Genomic DNA, 17,732 nt, shown 5'->3' with positions numbered 1-17,732 from the left:
AGCGCCTCCAATCATAATATTACCGCTTTGCGTATGGTCGCAATCCTATCCCGGCCAATCGTAACCGTCTTTGTGCGTGTTTTTTCCTTGTAGTCGATTGTCACTGTATCAGAGTCATAATCCTGCAGGATGCCTGTCCATTCCTTGTTGCCGTCGATCTGCTGATACGTCTTTACATATATGCCCTGGTTCAATGTCATTTCCAGGTCGTCATCATCTTTGATCGGACGTTCGGCGCCGGGAGAAGAGACATCGAGGAAGTAGCCCCCCCTGATGATATCCCACTCATCGAGTTTTTCACTCAGCACTTCACTTGCCTGAGCACAATCTTCGAGCGTGATACCACCCTTCTTGTCAAGATACAGCCTCAAATAGTAGTCAGGACCCTCTTTCACATATTCCACTTCGATGAGCTTGTACCCCATCTCCTCGATCAGTGGCTGTGCATGGGTCATGACATCCTGTTCTGTACGGTTCACTGTCCATTCCCCTCCTTCAAAACTAAGAGAAGAACGGGCTAGCCCGTTCTTCTCCTTGTGACTGGGTATTTAATATCACAACTATTATATCACAGAGCCATTGTGCCTGCAACTACGCTACATGTCGAAGATCGACAGCTGGGCCTTGTCCGGCAGATGGTTGAGGCTGCCGAGTTCGGTCAGATAGTCCACGATCTTAGGAGAGACGCCGGCACGCTTGTTCAGGTCCTCCTTGGAAATGAAGGGCTCCTCTTCACGCGCCTCGACAATGCGCCTTGCGACACTGGCGCCAAGTCCCGGTACAGCGAGGAATGGCGGGATGAGCGCATCCCCCTCGATCCTGAATTCGGTGCTGTCGGACTTTTCGACATCCACCGGCAGTATCTTGTATCCGCGCTGTGCCATCTCATTCGCAAGCTCCAGTACGACGAGCGTATCCTTCTCCTTTTTGGTCAGCTCCTGGAACCGCTGGTTCATCTCCTTCACCTTGTGTCTGATCGTCGTGCTGTCCTTGACCATCGTCAGAAGGTCGAAGTCGGAGGCACGTACGGTGAAGTAGCTTGCATAGTAGTAGAGCGGGTAATGCACCTTGAAGTATGCAATCCTCACGGCCATCAGTACATAGGCGGCCGCGTGGGCTTTCGGGAACATGTATTTGATCTTCTTGCATGATTCGATGTACCATCCCGGCACACCCTGTTCGCGCATCGCCGATTCATGCTCCTCTGAGAGCCCCTTCCCTTTCCTCACCTTCTCCATGATGTTGAAGGCGAGGGATGGTTCCAGGCCCTGGTACATCAGATAGACCATGATGTCATCACGGCAGCCGATGACGTTCTTGAGGTCGCATGTGCCGCTTCTGATGAGGTCCTGGGCATTGCCGAGCCACACATCCGTCCCGTGGGACAGTCCTGAGATCTGGACGAGCTCACTAAATGTCGACGGCCTTGTATCCTCGAGCATCTGCCGCACAAATCCTGTACCGAATTCAGGTACGCCGAGCGTTCCTGTCCGGCATACGATATCCTCTTCCGTGACCCCGAGCACTTCCGGGGAATTGAAGAGTGACATCGTCTCCTGGTCGTCTACGGGCACGGTCTTCGGATCGATGCCTGAGAGGTCCTGCAGCATGCGGATCATCGTCGGATCATCATGCCCGAGTATGTCCAGCTTGAGCAGATTATCATGGATGGAATGGAAATCGAAGTGCGTCGTCTTCCATTCGGATTCCGTGTCATCCGCCGGATACTGGATCGGGGTGAAATCGAAGATGTCCATATAGTCCGGGACGACGATGATGCCACCCGGGTGCTGTCCGGTCGTCCGCTTGACCCCGCTGCATCCGAGGACGAGGCGGTCGATTTCGGCACCCCGCCTGTGGAGTCCATTGTCATTCAGGAATCCTTTGACATAGCCGAAAGCCGTCTTCTCTGCAACGGTGCCGATCGTACCCGCACGGAAGACCTTATCCTCGCCGAAGAGTTCCTTCGTATAGTTGTGGGCGACCGGCTGATAGTCCCCGCTGAAGTTCAGGTCGATATCCGGCACCTTGTCCCCCTTGAAGCCGAGGAAGGTCTCGAACGGGATGTCCTGACCTTCCTTGATGAGGGCCGAGCCGCATGTGCCGCATTCCTTGTCGGGCAGATCATAGCCCGAGCTGACGCTGCCATCCATGAAGAACTCGCTTGTCCGGCATTCCGGGCATACATAGTGCGGCGGCAGCGGGTTCACTTCGGTGATTTCGGTCATCGTCGCAACGAAGCTGGAACCGACGGAGCCACGCGACCCGACGAGGTACCCGTCTTCGAGGGATTTTTTGACAAGCTTCTGACTGATCAGATAGATGACGGCGAAGCCATTCCCGATGATGCTGTCGAGTTCCTTTTCGAGCCGCTCGACCACGATCTCGGGAAGATCATCCCCGTAAAGTCTGCGGGCATTGCTGTAGCTCATTTCCCGTATCTCATCGTTTGCACCCTCGATGTTCGGCGTATAGAGCTTGTCCTTGATCGGTACGACTTCATCGATGCTATCGGCAATCCGGTTTGGTGCATCGATGACGACTTCTTTTCTGGTCTCTTCATCGAGGAAGGCGAACCCTTCCATCATTTCATCCGTTGTCCTGAAATGTGCATCCGGCAGACGACCCCGGGAAAGCGGGTTCCCCGGATTGCTTTTTACAAGGATGTCCCGGCACAGCTTGTCCGATTCGTCCAGGTAGTGCACATTGCCGGTGGCGACGACCGGCTTGTCCAGTTCCTCGCCGAGTGTGATGATGTTTGTGATGATCTCCTCAAGCGTCCCTTCGTCCCGCACGATTTCGCGGTCGAGCAGACGGCTGTAGAGCGCTTTAGGGAAGATTTCGAGATAGTCATAGAAGCCTGCAACCTTCCTGGCCTGCTCATAGGACTTCTGCATCATGGTCGTAAACACTTCTCCGGAATCGCATGCACTGCCGACCAGAAGGCCTGACCGGTATTTCTCAAGCACCTGCTTCCGTATCCGGGGAGTCTTATAGAAGTGGTCGGTCAGTGATGAGGACACGATTTTGAACAGGTTCTTCAGCCCCTCCTGATTCCTGACGAGCAGCGTGACGTGCGTCGGCATGGCCCGTTTGTAGGAATCGGAATCGGCAAGCTTTTCATTGATATGGCTGTGATTGTCTATGCCGAGCTTCCTGATCTGCGACAGCATTTTGATAAAGATGTAGGCGGTCGCCTCCGCATCATAGATGGCACGGTGGTGCTGGGTCAGTTCCACACTGTATTTCTTAGCCAGTATGTTCAGTCCATGCTTCTTGAAATCCTTGTTGATCGCGCGTGACAGTTCGAGCGTATCGATGACCCCGTTGGTGTAGGAGCCAAGGCCCTCCCTGCTGTAGGCCGCTTCTATGAAGCCCATGTCAAAGCTCGCGTTGTGGGCAACGAATATCGCATCATCCACCCATTCCTTGAAATCTGTGATCACTTCCGAGATCGGCGGTGCATCCACCAGCATGTCATCCGTTATGCCCGTAATCTCCTTGATGGTTTCCGTCAGCGGTTCATTCGGGTTGCTGAAACGTTCGAAGCGGTCGATGATCTCCCCGTCCTTCACCTTGACGCCGGCAAGTTCGATGATCTTGTCGTATTTTGAAGAGAGGCCGGTCGTCTCGACGTCGAACACCACATATTCATGTGTATCAAGAGCGATGTCCTGCGGCCTGTAGGCAATCGGTGCACCATCATCGACCAGCAGCCCTTCCATGCCATAGATCATCTTGATGCCGTTCGACTGGGCGGCATAATAGGCATCCGGATAGGCCTGGGCATTGTTATGATCGGTCACTGCAATTGCCTTGTGGCCGTAGTCCGCCGCCCGTTTGACATATTCCCCGATATTCCTGAGCCCATCCATCTGGCTCATTTCTGAATGCAGGTGCAATTCAACCCGCTTCTCGGGACTCCTGTCCGTCTTCTCGGGCTTGTGGATGACGTTCAGGTTGCGGATCATGAGCACCATGTCCCTTGAGAATTCATCGTATTCCACATTACCTTCGATGATCACCCAGTCGTTCTTCGACAAGGCATCGAAGACTGCATCGTCATTCTTGCCGTGGCGGGAGAACATCTTGGCGGCGATCGAGTCGGTATAGTCGGTGATCTTCAGCTGGAGTATCTTGCGGCCGGTCCGGAGTTCCCTGACTTCGGAATCGAAGATGACCCCTTCCACCTTGACATTGAACTCTTCCTCGACGACCGTTTCAAGCGGCCGGATATCACTCATGTTCATGGACTTGCCGATCTGCTTGACGACCGCTTCCTCCTGCTGCTTCATATCCGCTTCGTTGTCCTTCTGCTGTTCGATGAAGCCCTGGACAAGTTCCGTCTTCTCTTCTTTCAGACGTGCCTCGAGCTTTGTCCGTCGATCTGTATCCAATGCCCTGTCGGCATGGAATTCCACCGCGCTGATCGGCATGCCATACGTGTTGTAGGCAGCAGTCAGATTACCGTTGATGTGCTTGTTGAAATGCGCCACTTCAATTTCATTCTGTACTGAAAACATCAGAATGCCGTCCTTGAACTGCTTGTCACAGTTGAGCAGCTGGAAGCGGATGTTCTCATTGACATTGATGTTGATGAGGGCATACTCCAGATAGTCGATGATATCCTTGTCCGTGTAATGATCTGCAGAAATGATCAATTTCGTATCTGCGATATTCGAAAAGGCATCCTTGACGCTTTTTTCCATCATGCTCCTTAATGAAGCAGGTATCATCTGCTCAAAATGCAGATGGAATTCCCACAGCCTTCTATCGTCATCCGACACGACCCTCTTCAATGTGCCGGTCGACAGATAGTTTTCATTCCCCCTGATACCTGCCTGTTCGAGCAGGATGTTGAACTGATCCTTTCCCTTCACTTGCAACACTCCTATAAAAGCGCGTAAATCCAGGATTTACGCGCCCAACTTCTTTTAATAGTTCACTTCCAGATACTGCATTACGTCATCTATCGGCAGATCCATGGATTCTTCACTGCCTCTTGCCTTCACTTCCACTTTCCCCTCTTTGGCGGCACGGCCGACGACGATTCTGTACGGCAGGCCAATAAGGTCTGAGTCCGCAAATTTTACACCTGCACGCTCTTTCCTATCATCATACAGCACACGATACCTTTTGCCGAGCTCCTCATAGAGGCTCTCCGCAATGCCGGCACCTTCCTCATCCTTCGGATTGGCGGTGATGATATGCACGTCGAAAGGCGTGACGGCCTTCGGCCAGATGATGCCCCGGTCGTCATGGTGGCTTTCAATGATGGCGGACAGTGTCCTCGAAATGCCGACACCGTAGCAGCCCATGAGTACAGGCACGCTCCTGCCGTTCTCATCCAGTACATTCAGATTCATCGCTTCTGAATATTTGGTACCCAGTTTGAATACCTGTCCAACTTCTATGCCCTTCATGAACTTGACCGGTCCGCTGTCATCCTGTGCCATTTCCCCTTCTGTGATGAAGCGGAAATCTCCGAACGCCCTGACCTCGAAGTCGCGTCCATGATTGACATTGATGAAATGATGGCCGCTTTCGTTCGCCCCTGTCGGATAGTCCTGCATATTCCTGACCTGATGGTCCAGATATACCGGCAGACTGGTTCCGACCGGGCCAAGACTGCCTGGTGAAGCATTCAGCAGGTTCTCCATCTCTTCATCCGTCGCGAAGTCGATGTCATCGGTGCCGAAATGGGACTTGACCTTCACGTCGTTCAGCTCGTGGTCTCCCCGAAGCAGGATCATCACGTAGTCGTTGTCGACACGCATGACCATCGTCTTCGTCGTCTCCTCGAGATTGATGTCCAGGAATTCCGCAAGGGAGCTGCATGTGGATACATCCGGTGTTGCCACCTTCTCCATTTCCCTGTCGCTGTGGATCTCCTTCGCTTCCGGTACCGGACAGCCCGCCTTCTCGATGTTCGCTGCATAGTTGCTGCCGTCGGTGTATGCGATCGTATCTTCACCGATATCCGCGAGCGCCATGAATTCATGGGTGTGGCTTCCGCCGATCGCCCCGGAATCCGCTTCGACTGCACGATAGTTCAGTCCGACACGTGAGAAGATGTTCGAATAGGCATTGTACATATCGTGATATGTCTCATCCAGTGAAGCTTCATTGCTATGGAAGGAATAGGCATCCTTCATGATGAACTCGCGGCCGCGCAGCAGCCCAAACCGTGGACGCAGTTCGTCCCGGAATTTCGTCTGGATCTGGAACAGCGTCAACGGGAGCTTCTTGTAGCTCTTCAGCTCGTCGCGCAGCAGGGCCGTCACGATCTCCTCATGTGTCGGTCCGAGGGCGAAATCACGCTCGTGTCGATCCTTCATCCGCATCAGTTCGCTGCCGTACGCCTCCCAGCGACCGGATTCCTGCCAAAGTTCCTTCGGATGCAGAACGGGCATGTGGATTTCCACGCCGTCGATGGCGTTCATCTCTTCCCTGACGATCTGTTCGATGTTGTTCAGCACGAGCTTCGTGATCGGCAGGTAGGTGTAGATGCCGCTCGCCATCTGTTTGATCATGCCCGCCTTCAGCATCAGACGGTGGCTCAGGCTGTCTGCGTCCTGCGGCGTTTCACGCATTGTTGGTATAAACATTCTGGATTGTCTCATTCATTTCACTCCTAAAGGAAAAATGTCTTTATGTCATTCCATGTTACTAGAATCATGACCATCAGCAGGAACAGTACGCCAATCAACTGGATGTTCAGTTCAACCTTCTTGTTCAGCGGTTTTCTGAATATGCCTTCATAGAGGACGAACAGGATGCGTCCCCCGTCCAATGCAGGAATCGGCAGCAGGTTCATGATGCCGAGGTTGACGCTCAGGATGGCCGTAAAATTGACCAGTGTGATCAGCCCCTGTGCCGCCACCTCTTCAGTCACCTTGTATATGCCGACCGGTCCGTTCAGCATGTCGAACGAGAACGTCCCATTGACGATGCTTGCAAACATTTCGACGACAAGACGGAATATCAGCGTGCCCATCTCATATGTCTGTTCAGCGCCCCACAGTATCGGGGTGAATACCCCGCGTTCCATCTCAGCGCCGATGCCGATGATTAGGCGTTCCGCCGTTTCCCCGTCCGGAAGCTCCGTCGTTTCGACAACCGGGGTCATTTCCACCATCCGGGATTCACCATCGTTGGTGACCTCGATATCGAGTGGCTGCTCCCCTTCCTCCTGGATGATGGCCGACATGTCATTCCAGCCATCCACCGTCTCGCCGTTGATGGTCTCGAGCCGGTCCCCTTCCTGGAGCCCCGCTTCCTCTGCCGGTGTATCCTCCGCAACAAAACCGACGACCGCTTCATCTGTCGGTTTTCCATTGACGTAGAACAGCACCGTGAACAGGACGAATGCCAGGACGAAGTTCATCAGCGGTCCGGCAGCAAGCGTCATGAAACGATGTCCAACGGACTTCGATTCGAACCGTGCCTCTTTCGGCGCAATGCGTTCCAGCTGAGAGTTCTCGACAAAATAGGCTTCGTGCGCAAGGTCGTAGGTGACCTCCTCGCCGTCATGGAGACGGCTCGCCCGGATATACATCCCTTTCGTAATATCGGATTCGATGACTTCCACTTCTTCTATCTGTGTAAAGTTGTGCTTGTCATCGAGGATGATATGCGTGATCTCATCCCTATCATCTACCTTGAGCTGCACCCGCATACCAGCATTCAATGGATTGACTTCCATCTCTTCGGAAGCCATACGCACGTAGCCGCCGACGGGCAGCAGCCGTACGGTATAGAGCGTGTCATTATATTTATATGAAAATATCTTCGGTCCCATGCCGATGGCAAACTCGGGACACATGATGCCGGCCCGTTTGGCAAAGATCAGGTGTCCGAGTTCGTGAACCGTCACCAGCACACCGAAAACAACAATAAAAGCTAAAATGCCGGTCATTTCATCACCTCATATCAGACTTGTAGAGCCGGTCGTAGTAGAGGACCGTATCGAGATCCGGGTTCTGGATCGCCTCATGACTGTCCATGCGCGATTCGACGATCTCCTCTATTTCCAGAAAGGAGATTTCCCCCTCGAGGAAGCGGTTCACTGCATATTCATTGGAAGCATTCATGACAGCCGGCATCGTGCCGCCTGTCCGGAGCGCATCATAGGCGAGCGCAAGCATACGGAAACGCTCCATATCCATCGGTTTGAAGTTGAGCTGGCCGAGTGCATCGAAATCCATTGGATTGTTCATCGGCAGCCTTTTTGGATGGCTGAATGCAAACTGGATGGCCGTCTTCATATCCGGTGTCCCCATCTGCGCCATGACGCTGTTGTCGACGAATTCGACCATGGAGTGGATCGTGCTCTCCCGATGCAGTATTGTGGAAATCTGGTCCACCCGGGCATCAAAAAGCCATTTTGCCTCGATGACTTCGAGTCCCTTGTTCATCATCGTTGCGGAGTCGATCGTGATCTTCCGGCCCATCGACCAGTTTGGATGATCGAGCGCACGCTCGAGCGTCACATCCTGGAGTTCATCCCGGGAAAGGTCCCGGAAGGAACCGCCGCTTGCGGTCAGGATGATGCGCCTCATCTCACGCAGGTCCTCACCTCTCAGGCACTGGAATATTGCAGAATGCTCCGAATCGACGGGGATGATGGAGACATCCTTCTCCCTGGCTTTCGCCATTACAATCTCCCCGGCAGCGACAAGCGTCTCCTTGTTGGCAAGCGCAATGTCCTTGCCCGCATCGATTGCAGCCAATGTCGGTTCCAGGCCGACACTGCCCATTATGGCTGTAAGCAGGGTGTCCGAGTCATCCGTCGCAACCGCCATCAGTCCTTCCCGGCCATAAGTGAACTCGATGTCAGGATACCTGTCTTTCAGGCGGAGGCGGTCCGATTCCTTCATGACGCTCACCAGTTTCGGTCTGAATGATTCAAGAATCTTCTCAAGCGCTTTTATATTCGTGCCTATCGAGATGCTGCCGAGTTCGAACTGCTCAGGATTGTTTCCTATGACTGTCAGCGCCTGTGTCCCTATGGAGCCTGTTGCACCTAGTATGGAAATTTTTTTCATATGACTCACCTGTATTCTGGATTAAGTTATTATCGGTAATATGTTCATCAGGGGCAGAACGAAGATGAAGCTGTCGAAACGGTCGAGCACACCGCCGTGTCCCGGCAGCAGCCGCCCTGAATCCTTGACGTCGAAATGGCGTTTCAGTGCGGATTCCACGAGGTCTCCCAGTTGTCCGAACATGCTCAGAATCATTGTCAGGAACAGGAATAGAAGGACATGGACGCCTTCGATCCAGCCCGTCAGATAGAACAGGAGGGCCAGCAGCACGCTGCAGAATATGCCTCCGAGGAAGCCTTCGACGGTCTTGTTCGGACTGATTTGCGGCCACAGTTTCCTGCGGCCCGTTGCACGGCCGAAAAGATAGGCGCCCGTGTCAGTGACCCAGACGATCAGCAAGCCGTACAGTATGTAGATGATGCCCTCTTCCCGCGTTTCGTAGAAATACATGAAGCCGATGCCGACATAGGCCACTGCGAGCACGCAGAATCCCATATCCACAAACGAGAACCTGTTCTTGCTGATGACGGTGAAACTCAGCATGAGCAGTGCCATGACGATGATCAGGTCCACCTGGAACATCGAAATATATGGCATATAGGACTCCTGTGGCATCATGATGATGAAAAGAGCCACCATGGAGAGCATTCCGGGAATGGAGAAGATGTGAATCCGGTTCATCTTGAGTATTTCATAAAGCGCAGTATAGGCCAGAAGGAAGACTGTGATCAGCAGAGGCCATGAACCTAAAACGACAATGGGTACAAAAATTAATAAGGCGATGATTGCAGTTATCGTCCTCGTCTTCATGTCATTCCTCCTCTTTGGTAAGTCCCCCGAACCTTCTCTCACGCTTCCTGTATTGGGAAATCATCTGATCGAGTTCTTCTGTCGAAAATTCAGGCCACAGTGTTTCAGTGAAAAACAGCTCACTGTATGACGACTGCCATAGCAGAAAGTTGCTCAGCCTGTATTCTCCGCTTGTGCGGATGAGCATTTCAGGATCGGGGATTGTACATGTCATGAGATTCTGGTCCACCATTTCAGCCGTGATGTCCTCCGGGTCGAGAGCACCGCTGGAAACTTCATTGGCCATTGTCCGAAATGCCTGGATCAGTTCATCCCGCCCCCCGTAGTTGAGTGCAAAGATAAGATTCAGTCCTGTATTATGGGATGTCTTATCAATCGCCTGCTGTACGGCTTTTTTCGTATGTATCGGCAGGGCGTCAAGGTTTCCGATGGTGCCGACCTTGACATTCTTCTCTATGAGTTCCGGCAGAAACGTTCCGAGGAAATCCCCCGGCAGTTTCATCAGATAGTTTACTTCGCTTTTCGGCCGCGACCAGTTCTCCGTGGAAAAAGCATATAGAGTCAAATACTTGATGCCGAGATCTGAAGCATGCCGTGTAATGCTTTTTACATTCTGCATGCCTTCATAATGACCGTTTACCCGTGGTTTATTTTTCTGTTTGGCATACCTTCCATTTCCATCCATGATGATAGCGATATGTGCAGGCAGCTCTTTTTCGGAATCGGTTCTCTTTTGCTTCTTCCAACCAAACATAACAATCCTCCTGAAGCATTATAATTATTAGTATACATTGATAATATCGTGTCCTCAATCACTTTATTCTACCATATAATATAGAGAACATAAAAAAACAGGCAGGAAAATCCTGCCCTGGAATGATGATTCAGACTTCCATGATGTCGCTTTCTTTGTCGTCGCACACCTTGTCAATCTGATCGATGTAGTCATTCGTCAGCTGCTGTACATCTTCTGTATAGCTTCTGAGATCGTCTTCAGTCAGTTCCCCATCTTTTTGAAGACGTTTCAATTCGTCATTGGCATCACGTCTGATGTTGCGGATTGCTACTTTGGCATTTTCGCCCTCCTTGCGGGCATCCTTGACGAATTCCTTGCGGCGTTCCTCTGTCAGCTGCGGTACGGTGATGCGGATCATCGTGCCGTCACTTGTAGGATTCACGCCAAGATCAGCTTGCTGGATGGCTTTCAGGACATCATCAACCGAACCTTTGTCGTAAGGTGTCACCGTAAGCATCCGCGCTTCAGGCACGGATATGCCTGCGAGCTGGTTGACAGGGGTCGGGGCACCATAGTAGTCCACGGTTACACGATCGAGCATGTTTGAGTTCGCACGGCCTGTGCGGATTGAAGCAAGCTCCCTACTCAAGCTTTCCAGAGACTTCTGCATTTTTGCCTTGGCATCTTTTAAGACTGATTCACTCATGTTCTTTCTCTCCCATTACTTTTTGATTTCTGTACCGATTGTCTCGCCTGATACAGCACGTTTTATATTGCCGTCTTCTGTAATCGAAAATACCACAAGCGGTATATCATTGTCCATACAAAAGGATGAAGCAGTTGCATCCATGACCTGCAGATTCTCCTGCAGCATTTCCATATAGGTGAGTGTATCGTACTTGTGCGCACTGTCATCGAGCTTCGGATCAGCTGAATAGACACCATCCACATTATTCTTGCCCATCAGGATGACATCCGCCTCGACCTCAGCTGCACGAAGTGCCGCGGTCGTATCGGTGGAGAAGTACGGATTGCCTATGCCTGCTGCAAAGATCACAATACGCCCCTTTTCGAGATGCCTGATTGCACGTCTTCTTATATAGGGCTCAGCCACCTGTTTCATTTCTATTGACGTGAGCACACGTGTTTCACAATCGAGCTGTTCCAGGCTGTCCTGAAGTGCAAGTGAATTCATGACGGTGGCGAGCATGCCCATGTAGTCTGCTGTGCCCCTGTCCATGCCGAGGTCACTGCCGACCTTCCCCCGCCATATGTTTCCGCCGCCGACGATGACTGCGATCTCCACACCCAGATCCTTGGCTCCCTTCACCTGCTCGGCGATATTCTTGATTACGACCGGATTGATGCCGAAGCCATCTTCACCAGCCAGGGCCTCACCACTCAATTTCAGTACAATACGTTTGTATTTGGAAGTCTCAGGCATATGTCTCCATCCTTACATAATTTAATATTCTATCCATTCAGTCGGAAATGCTTGTTTGCCACCATGGTGGCATCTGATGACAAGAAGAATAAATTTTTCTTATCTGAAAAAAAGACACCGAAGTGTCTTTTTATTATTTATTCACTTGCCCCATCACTTCATCAGCAAAGTTTTCCTGTCTTTTCTCAAGACCTTCGCCCACTTCGAAGCGGATGAAAGTTTTAAGTGTACCGCCTTTGGATTTCAGGAACTGTTCCACAGTCTGATCGGAATCCTTGACGAACGGCTGGTCGACGATGCAGATCTCTTCGAGATACTTGCGCATTCTGCCTTCCACCATCTTGTCGACGATCTTTTCAGGCTTGCCTTCGTTCAGTGCCTGTTGTTTGAGAACTTCCCTTTCATGCTCGAGCTCTTCCTGGGATACTTCATCTTTGGAGACATATTTAGGGTTCAGTGCCGCTGCGTGCATTGCAACATCTTTCGCTGCAGCGTCGTCAGTGGAACCTTCCACAAGTGTCAGGACACCGATGCGTCCACCCATGTGGAGGTATTCGCCGAATGCATCATTGTCCGTCTTTTCAGCAAGGGCGAACCTTCTCAGAGTGAGTTTCTCACCGATTTTAGCCACTGCTTCATTCATGACGTCTTCGACTTTTTTGCCATTCATTTCGGAAGCATTGAGTGCTTCGATATCAGCAGGTTTAGTGTCAAGGATGTGCTCTGCGACATCTTTGACGAGTTTTTGGAATTCTTCGTTGCGTGCAACGAAGTCGGTTTCGGAATTGATTTCGACAATGACACCATCGTTGCCTTTGGAAGCGACATGCACGATGCCTTCAGCAGCGATGCGGTCCGCTTTCTTGGCAGCTTTGGAGATGCCTTTTTCACGGAGATAGTCTGCCGCTTTGTCGATGTCACCATCAGTTTCCTGGAGTGCTTTCTTGCAGTCCATCATTCCAGCACCAGTTTTTTCACGTAGTTCTTTAACCAATTTTGCAGAAATAGCCATTTTCCATCCTCCTGGAATCATATTTTATAGAGGCTGGGAACATTCCCCAGTCTTTAAAAAAGGTGATAAGAATAAGGAACTTATCACCGTTGTTTAATGCTTTATTTGCTTTCGCCCGCTTCGACAGTCTCCTCTTCGGAGCCTTCTTCCATGTCGATGTTCTGCTCTGCAGCGATTTCCTGATCGGAAACGCCCTGCTGTCCTTCGAGTACCGCATCCGCCATTTTGCTTGTCATCAGTCTGACAGCACGGATTGCGTCGTCGTTCGCAGGGATGACATAGTCGATTTCGTCTGGATCACAGTTTGTATCGACCATCGCAACGATTGGAATGTTGAGTTTCTTGGCTTCCATGATTGCGTTGCGCTCTTTTCTTGGATCGACGATGAAGAGTGCCTTCGGCATTTCCTTCATCTCACGGATACCGCCGAGGAATTTGTTCAGACGGTTATACTCTTTGCGGAGTTCCATGACTTCCTTCTTCGGAAGTACATCGAAGATGCCGTCTGCTTCCATTTTCTCGATTTCAGAGATGCGTCTGATACGCTTTGAAATTGTTTTGTAGTTGGTAAGGATACCACCGAGCCATCTCTGGTTGACGTAAAGTTGACCAGCGCGCTCCGCTTCTTCCTTGATTGCGTCCTGAGCCTGTTTTTTGGTACCGACAAAAAGGACTTTTCCGCCTTCTTCAGAGATGCTTTTTACGAAATCGTATGCCTCTCCTACTTTTTTGACTGTTTTCTGTAGATCGATGATGTAGATGCCGTTTCTTTCCGTGAAGATGTATCTCTTCATTTTCGGGTTCCAACGACGTGTCTGGTGACCGAAGTGTACACCAGCTTCAAGCAGTTGCTTCATTGTAATTACTGCCATGATATTTCCTCCTTTGGTTTTTCCTCCAGTACAGCTGTGGAAACGACCGTGAGGCACCTGTCTCCAATTCACCATACTGTGTGTGATGGGCTGTTTTCAGCCTTGAATAATATACCACATTTCAGCCGTTAAATCAAACCCCTGATTCGGCCTGATCAGCTTTCTTTTCTGAGTTCCGGCAGGAAGTCCTCTTTTTTGACCTTGATGAACGTCCCTTTCATGCCGAGGGAACGCGATTCGATGACGCCGGCACTTTCCAGCTTGCGCAGTGCGTTGACGATGACCGAACGTGTGATGCCCACCCGGTCTGCGACTTTGGAGGCGACGAGAAGTCCTTCGTCCGCATCGAGCTCATCGAAGATATGCTCTATCGCTTCACGTTCGGAATAGGAAAGGGAGCGGATTGCCATGGCGATGCTCGCCTTGTCGCGTGCCTTCTGCTCTATTTCCTCCTGCTTTTCACGGAGAATTTCCATTCCTACAACAGTGCCTGCGTATTCTGCAAGTACCAGGTCATCATCTTCGAACTGTTTGGATACACGGCCGAGCACGAGTGTGCCGAGACGCTCTCCACCGCCGAAGATTGGCAGGATGCAAGTTTCGGAATCCTGGAAGGAATCTTCCGTAGGGAATACAGTCAGTTTGTCTTCGAACGCGATGTTCTCCTGGGTTTCATTGATACTCATGATCTTTTCAACATATTCCTCAGGGAACCTTCTCGCTTCCAGCATTTCAACAATACGTTCGTTCTCAATCTTCTGGTTGATGCCGTATCCCAGCAGCTTCCCTTTGCGGGAAACGATGAATACATTGCACTCCAGTACACCACTCACCTTTTCCGATACTTCCTTGAAGTCCACTTTGACGCCTTGATGACTCTGGATAAGCTTGTTGATCTCTCTTGTTTTCTGTAATAGGTTGCTCATGGTAATTCTCCTTTTAGGTTATAAAATAAATGCACTCAAATTCTTGTCGGACTTGATATTGTTCAGTTTCGATTCCACATATTGCCGGGTTATCTCCACGTGCGCACCCTGCATGCCGCTTGCTTCGAAGAGCAGCTCCTCGAGCAGGGTCTCAAGGATGGTATGGAGACGCCTTGCACCGATATCATCCGTGTCACTGTTCACCTCAAAGGCGATCTTGGCAATCTCCGTGATGGCTTCATCCGTGAAGGAAATGGTCACATCCTCTGTTTTGAGGAGTGCTTCGTACTGCCTGAGCAGCGAACTTTTCGGCTCCTGCAGTATTTTGACGAAGTCCTCCGCCTTGAGCTTGTCGAGTTCGACACGGATCGGGAAGCGCCCCTGGAGTTCCGGAATCAGGTCGCTCGGCTTGGCGACATGGAATGCTCCCGCACCGATGAAGAGAATATGCTCGGTATCTATCGGTCCATACTTCGTCTGGACGGTGCTGCCTTCGACTATCGGCAGGATATCCCTCTGCACACCTTCCCGGGAGACGTCCCCCGTATTCTGGCCGCCCTTGGCGATCTTGTCCATTTCATCAATGAAGATGATGCCCATCGTCTCGGCAAGCGATATCGCCTCGTCATTCACATTGTCGGTATCGACGATCTTCTCAGCCTCTTCACGCTTCAGGTATTCCCTCGCCTTTTTGACCGGCATGGTACGCTTGTGCTTCTTCTTCGGCATGAACTGCTTGAGCATGTCCTGCATGCCGCCCTCATCCATTCCCGGCATCATCATGCCCATCGGATTCTGTTCCTGCTCGACTTCAATGGTGACCTCGTCATCTTCCAGCAGGCCGGAGGCCAACTTCTCCCTCAGATTCATACGCTTCGCCCTGACTTCGGACGTCACTTCCTCATACTCGCCCTCGGATTGCTGGTTCATGAACATTTCGAAAGGATTCGAGTTTGTCTGCCTGCGCTTCTCACCCGGTGCGAGCAGGCCGACAAGACGCTCCTCGGCAAGCTTTCGAGCGTCATCTTCCACCATCTTCATCTTTTCTTCCTTGACCATGCGGACGCTTGCTTCGACCAGGTCGCGGACCATGCTCTCGACGTCCCTGCCGACATATCCAACTTCAGTGAACTTCGTCGCTTCCACTTTTGAAAATGGTGCACCTGTCAGCTTGGCCATTCTTCTGGCGATCTCGGTCTTGCCGACCCCTGTTGGTCCGATCATCAGTATGTTCTTCGGTACGACTTCATCCTTCAATGAAGACTCGAGCTGCATGCGCCGATATCGGTTGCGCATCGCAATCGCCACTTTGCGCTTGGCTTCCTGCTGGCCGATGATATCGTCATCGAGTTTGGCAGTGATCTCCCTCGGAGTAAGATTTTGTCTCAATTCAAACGCTCCTTTTACTCAATCGTTTCTACAATTATATGGTCATTTGTGAAGACGCAGATTTCACTTGCGATGAGCAGGCTGTCCTTCGCTATCGTTTCAGCATCCAGACTGTCGCCATGAAGCTTCATGGCGCGGCCGGCGCTCAGGGCAAAGTTCCCGCCGCTGCCGATGGCAAGGATGCCGTCATCCGGTTCGATGACCTCCCCTGTACCGCTGACCAGCAGCAATGTCTCCTTATCCATGACAATAAGCATGGCTTCAAGCTGCCTGAGGATCTTGTCGCCTCTCCATTCCTTGGCAAGTTCGACAGCCGCCCGCGTCAGGTTGCCATTATAGGCATACAGGTTTGCTTCGAACTTCTCAAACAATGTGAAAGCATCTGCGACGCTGCCGGCAAACCCTGCAACGACCTTATCGTCGAAAAGGCGTCTGACTTTGCGTGCGGAATGCTTCATCACCACCTGGTTGCCAAGCGTCACCTGGCCGTCCCCTGCCATTGCCATCTTGTCTTTATGGCGGATGGCGAATATCGTTGTACCTTTTATTGCCATGATCTCACCTCTTCTGATTAGCTGGATGGTGCTTGAGATAGGTTTTTCTGAGCTGCTCCTTGGACACATGGGTATACTTCTGGGTGGTCGACAGCGATTCATGGCCGAGCAGTTCCTGGACTGCCCTGAGATCAGCACCATTGTTCAGCATATGGGTCGCAAAACTGTGCCTGATCTTGTGCGGATGGAGATGGAAATCACTCGCACTCTTCTTGACCATCATATCGATGACGTACCGGAGCCCCCTGTCCGTCAGAGGGCCGTTCCTCTGATTGATCCATAAAGTTCCATTCGTTTCGATCGCCTGATGGTGCTTGTCGATATAGTCTTTCATGGCTTGGGAAGCGTGGCTGCCGAAAGGCAGCACCCTCTCCTTGTTGCCCTTCCCGCGCACCTTCAGCAGGCCGTGATCGAAATCGATGTGGGACAATGTGAGGCCAAGGAGTTCGGAAGCGCGCATGCCTGTCGCATACAGCAGCTCCAGGATTGCCCTATCCCGTTCATACATTTTCGAATCCTGATCCAGGGAGTCAAAAAGCTTGCGTATTTCGTTCTCGTACAAAAAGCCTGGCAGAGGTTTCTCCTTCTTCGGATTGGGCAGACTCGTAAACGGATTCGAAGTACAGGCCCCCTTGTCGATCAGATAGTTGTAAAAGCTTCTGAGTGCTGATATTTTTCTGGATACTGTAGATTTTTTCAGCTCTTTCTGATAAAGCGTGTTGAGGTAGTTTCTTGCATCCATATACTTGAAAGTTTCAATGTCCAGCCCCTCCTGTCCAAGGAACCGGAGAAACTCATCGATATCCCGCTCATAGTTGCTGACTGTGTGGGATGAAAGGTTGCGTTGATATTTGAGCTGTTCCGTGAAATTTCCAAGGTGATCCATACCACCACCCCCCTTTTATCAGAATCTTATCACAATTCCAAAAAATACATCAACTG

15 protein-coding genes are annotated in these 17,732 nt (G+C 51.3%); all 15 read right to left on the bottom strand.

Annotated features, from left to right (window positions below):
* Positions 1–11: 11 nt before the first annotated feature.
* The 15 genes from rimP to xerC all read right to left on the bottom strand — a co-directional run bounded on the left by rimP (position 12) and on the right by xerC (position 17,676).
* The gene (gene rimP, locus RQP18_RS05220; RefSeq protein ID WP_342389102.1) at positions 12–479 is read right to left on the bottom strand and encodes a ribosome maturation factor RimP; all 468 of its coding nucleotides are present in this window, start codon (positions 477–479) and stop codon (positions 12–14) included.
* Between the two features lie 117 nt (positions 480–596).
* Entirely contained in the window at positions 597–4,880 is a 4,284-nt protein-coding gene (locus tag RQP18_RS05215; RefSeq protein WP_373446139.1) for a PolC-type DNA polymerase III, read from the bottom strand.
* Between the two features lie 54 nt (positions 4,881–4,934).
* Positions 4,935–6,623, bottom strand: a complete 1,689-nt coding sequence (locus RQP18_RS05210; RefSeq protein WP_342389101.1) for a proline--tRNA ligase — start codon at positions 6,621–6,623, stop codon at positions 4,935–4,937.
* A gap of 11 nt (positions 6,624–6,634) precedes the next feature.
* Positions 6,635–7,918, bottom strand: a complete 1,284-nt coding sequence (gene rseP / locus RQP18_RS05205) for an RIP metalloprotease RseP (RefSeq protein ID WP_342389100.1) — start codon at positions 7,916–7,918, stop codon at positions 6,635–6,637.
* 4 nt (positions 7,919–7,922) lie between these two features.
* Positions 7,923–9,047 (bottom strand): 1-deoxy-D-xylulose-5-phosphate reductoisomerase, encoded by a 1,125-nt coding sequence (locus RQP18_RS05200; protein ID WP_342389098.1) that lies wholly within the window; start codon positions 9,045–9,047, stop codon positions 7,923–7,925.
* 21 nt (positions 9,048–9,068) lie between these two features.
* The gene (locus RQP18_RS05195) at positions 9,069–9,857 is read right to left on the bottom strand and encodes a phosphatidate cytidylyltransferase (protein ID WP_342389097.1); all 789 of its coding nucleotides are present in this window, start codon (positions 9,855–9,857) and stop codon (positions 9,069–9,071) included.
* 1 nt (position 9,858) lies between these two features.
* Positions 9,859–10,611, bottom strand: coding sequence for an isoprenyl transferase (locus RQP18_RS05190; RefSeq protein ID WP_342389096.1), 753 nt, complete (start codon positions 10,609–10,611; stop codon positions 9,859–9,861).
* 130 nt (positions 10,612–10,741) lie between these two features.
* The gene (frr, locus tag RQP18_RS05185; protein ID WP_342389095.1) at positions 10,742–11,299 is read right to left on the bottom strand and encodes a ribosome recycling factor; all 558 of its coding nucleotides are present in this window, start codon (positions 11,297–11,299) and stop codon (positions 10,742–10,744) included.
* 15 nt (positions 11,300–11,314) lie between these two features.
* A complete protein-coding gene (gene pyrH, locus RQP18_RS05180; protein WP_342389094.1) occupies positions 11,315–12,037 on the bottom strand; it encodes a UMP kinase in 723 nt (240 codons plus the stop codon).
* Between the two features lie 133 nt (positions 12,038–12,170).
* A complete protein-coding gene (gene tsf, locus RQP18_RS05175; RefSeq protein ID WP_342389093.1) occupies positions 12,171–13,049 on the bottom strand; it encodes a translation elongation factor Ts in 879 nt (292 codons plus the stop codon).
* Between the two features lie 101 nt (positions 13,050–13,150).
* On the bottom strand, positions 13,151–13,921 hold the full coding sequence (gene rpsB, locus RQP18_RS05170; protein ID WP_342389092.1) for a 30S ribosomal protein S2: 771 nt from the start codon (positions 13,919–13,921) through the stop codon (positions 13,151–13,153).
* A gap of 155 nt (positions 13,922–14,076) precedes the next feature.
* Entirely contained in the window at positions 14,077–14,847 is a 771-nt protein-coding gene (gene codY / locus RQP18_RS05165) for a GTP-sensing pleiotropic transcriptional regulator CodY (RefSeq protein WP_342389091.1), read from the bottom strand.
* A gap of 18 nt (positions 14,848–14,865) precedes the next feature.
* Positions 14,866–16,236 (bottom strand): ATP-dependent protease ATPase subunit HslU, encoded by a 1,371-nt coding sequence (hslU, locus tag RQP18_RS05160; protein ID WP_342389090.1) that lies wholly within the window; start codon positions 16,234–16,236, stop codon positions 14,866–14,868.
* A gap of 14 nt (positions 16,237–16,250) precedes the next feature.
* Positions 16,251–16,790, bottom strand: a complete 540-nt coding sequence (gene hslV / locus RQP18_RS05155; protein WP_342389089.1) for an ATP-dependent protease subunit HslV — start codon at positions 16,788–16,790, stop codon at positions 16,251–16,253.
* Between the two features lie 4 nt (positions 16,791–16,794).
* Positions 16,795–17,676, bottom strand: coding sequence for a tyrosine recombinase XerC (xerC, locus tag RQP18_RS05150; protein ID WP_342389088.1), 882 nt, complete (start codon positions 17,674–17,676; stop codon positions 16,795–16,797).
* Positions 17,677–17,732 lie beyond the last annotated feature (56 nt).

Source organism: Salinicoccus sp. Bachu38 (genome assembly GCF_038561955.2).
Classification (GTDB): Bacteria; Bacillota; Bacilli; order Staphylococcales; family Salinicoccaceae; genus Salinicoccus; species Salinicoccus bachuensis.
Note: the sequence above shows the minus strand (reverse complement) of the source record. Positions and strands in the feature narration are given on the sequence as shown.